This is a genomic window from Halalkalibacter akibai JCM 9157, assembly GCF_000513135.1.
GTDB classification, from domain to species: Bacteria; Bacillota; Bacilli; order Bacillales; family Bacillaceae_D; genus Halalkalibacter; species Halalkalibacter akibai.
In genome coordinates, this window is sequence record NZ_BAUV01000105.1 from 1 (window position 1) to 2,878 (window position 2,878).

Genomic DNA, 2,878 nt, shown 5'->3' on the forward strand with positions numbered 1-2,878 from the left:
CCATTTTATGTGCCCTTACTCAGTTGTAGATTCTAAGCCTTAGTCAGAGGTTTGAATTCTTTAGGATACGACAAGTAGCTACATATTTTCATATAATAGAACACTATATATTAATATAAAAAAAGAGACCAATAAGTGGTATTATCCCCTTTAGGTAGACACGAAAAAAAGAGAGCATGTTATTATGTTCTTAATAGTCTATCTAGAGGGGCTTTTTTATGGGGAAAAACGATAAACAATTGCAAAATATATAGAGAAATCAAAATGAGAAGTAGTTCGTCTTATTATGAGAGGAGTATTTTATGATAATAGTCAGTTCTTGTTTAGCTGGGTTAAAAGTAAGATATAACGGTTCACATTGTTTAGATAAAAAAATAAGTAAGTTAATTAAAGAGAACAAAGCCGTAACAGTTTGCCCTGAACTGCTTGGTGGATTTTCAACTCCAAGAGAACCTGCTGAAATTGTAGCGGAGACGGTGATGACGTACTTGATGGAAGGGCTAAAGTAATTGATAAGTCTGGTAAAGACGTAACAAAACTCTACATAAAAGGAGCTTATACTACATTAGAAAAAGCTCGGGAAATTAATGCAACATTAATTATTCTCAAAGAGAATAGTCCATCATGCGGTAGTTCAATAATTTACAATGGCAAATTTACTGGTGAGAAAATAGATGGGAATGGAGTTACTTCTGCGTTACTTAAAAGAAATGGATTACAAGTAATATCAGAAGAACAATTTGTAGAAAATGACTCTAAATTCTTAAAATAATAATTAATTTCTGAGGAGTTTTGGCTTTTTAACATGGTGGATGAAAGCAACAAGAAAAACAGCAATAATTAAAGTGCTTTTAAAACAACCAGTATCTTAACAGTCGAACTGCTAATTAACTACATTAAGGAGTTTAATTATGAAGATAAATTATGAGAGTTTCATACCAGAAGAGGATAAATTTTTTGAGTTATATGAGACAACAGGTTGAAATGTAAACGGTACATACACGAATGAACAGCTATCTAAAGCTATTAATAATAGTTGGTTTTCTATTTCTGCTTATCATGATGGGAAGTTAGTTGGTTTTGGTAGGGTTATTTCGGATGGAGTTTATCAAACGTTCATTGCAGACATGATCGTTCATCCAGAGTATCAAAAAAAAGGTATTGGTAGCAAAATTTTAACACTGCTCACTGACAAATGTAAGGAAAGCGGGATTAAATGGGTTCAATTGTCTTGTGCGAGAGGTAAAATTGACTTTTATAAAAAGTTTGATTTTCTAGAAAGACCTATAGATGGGCCTGGTATGTATAAGTTTATCTAACCCAATTAACACAGTTGATTCAGAAGTTCTAATAACTTAAAAGTATTGCTTGTAAGTATTCGAGAGAGCTTGTTTAGGGGGATTTGATGTTAAAAAGATACAGTGATTATTTGATATTATTTATTCTATATTTGGTCTATACCATATATAAAACATCATCAATTAGTTTGACGATGCTATTTTCGGTAACTGCTTCATTTATTTTTGCTGTTTGGTTAGTTAATAATATCAAATAATTCAATCTTGGATGAGTAGGATAGTATAACAAGAGTTTTTAATTTTTAGGGGGTGCTTATGAATGAAAAGATTGTTATTTCTAATACCATTGTTAATTATAATAATATTATTTATTAGTGGAAATAGATTTTCTGCATTGAGTGCAGCTATAAGTCATGATTTCCTTCCAGCAGATGCAGATTTGCTAGAACAACATGATGTAGGTTCATTTGATATTTTCTTATTTAAGAGTGATCAAAAAGAAATGTATCATACAGTACTATCTGAAAAGAAAGGGTTTTTCTATCATAGTGGTGTATCAACCTATACTCCTTTTAGGCCTGATAAAGTTCAAACAATTGGAAGTATTAGTTATACAACAAAAGATGAAGCAGCCACTATGTTGACTATAATATCATACGATGAAGAAGTGGCATATATCGAAGCTGGTTTAGAGCCTTACACAGAGAGGAAGGAAATAAAGACAGGAGAGCCGATCACTTTCTTATTTTCATTTAGTAAACAAATTGAACAGCTTAATCCAGTTGCAATCAATAAAGAAGGTGAAGAGCTTTATTATTTTGGCTATCCTGAAAATGCAACATACATCAATCTTAATGAAGATTTAAGGTGGTATAAAATTGGTGAACAGTAATGTTTACCTTTTTCAATACCCATATTTAACCACAAACCATATGAAATAAAGGACAGGTTTGCAGGGAGGGACTATGCGAAAACTATTATTCTTTTTAACAATGTTGTTCATTCTCAGTGCTTGTAATCCTACAAATGAAGTATTACCCGAAGGAAAACCTAACGACTTTGCATTTTCACTAAAATATGGGGTGACTTCAGCAAATGAGATTAATACATATGAAAATACTTACACAAAAGATTTGGTGGTTGATGGAACGGCGACAACAGACATGATACTTTCCAATGAAGAGATGGAAGTTATCTATGAAAAATTTAGAAACGCAGATGTTTTGCGGTTACCAGCAGATGAAGGTGGTTCAACATGTATGCAGCCTTATAATAAATACGAACTTTCCATGACGATAAATGGTGAAGATCATAACTTAAAGTGGGACACATCTTGCGAGTCAAGTGCTCTAAATAAATGGGAAGAAACGATGCATTTTATAAATAAAGAAATTATATATCCAAAAGATGAGTACAAATCACTCCCTGAACCTACTGGTGGATACGATTGAGTCTATTTTTCTTGTAATTCTTTACCCAATTCAATAATACAAATTGATGTTGATATTTAACGAATTTGAAAGGGTTCGATAGTCAAAAAACAACCAACTGAAGCGTTTCTGCAATAGCAGGAACGCATT

2 protein-coding genes and 2 pseudogenes are annotated in these 2,878 nt (G+C 32.2%); all 4 read left to right on the forward strand.

What is annotated here, in order from left to right; translation table 11 throughout:
* Nucleotides 1-302: 302 nt before the first annotated feature.
* A pseudogene (locus JCM9157_RS22785) lies at nt 303-772 on the forward strand (2-thiouracil desulfurase family protein).
* A 241-nt stretch (nt 773-1,013) separates the two neighbouring features.
* Nucleotides 1,014-1,319: pseudogene (locus tag JCM9157_RS22790) on the forward strand (GNAT family N-acetyltransferase); the annotation flags it as partial.
* Nucleotides 1,320-1,617: 298 nt separating this feature from the next.
* Nucleotides 1,618-2,190 carry a hypothetical protein gene (locus JCM9157_RS22795; protein ID WP_035668766.1) on the forward strand — a complete coding sequence of 191 codons (573 nt, stop codon included), beginning with the start codon at nt 1,618-1,620 and terminating at the stop codon, nt 2,188-2,190.
* Between the two features lie 73 nt (nt 2,191-2,263).
* Nucleotides 2,264-2,749: a membrane lipoprotein lipid attachment site-containing protein gene (locus JCM9157_RS22800; protein WP_035668767.1), complete on the forward strand. Its 486-nt coding sequence runs from the start codon at nt 2,264-2,266 to the stop codon at nt 2,747-2,749.
* Nucleotides 2,750-2,878 lie beyond the last annotated feature (129 nt).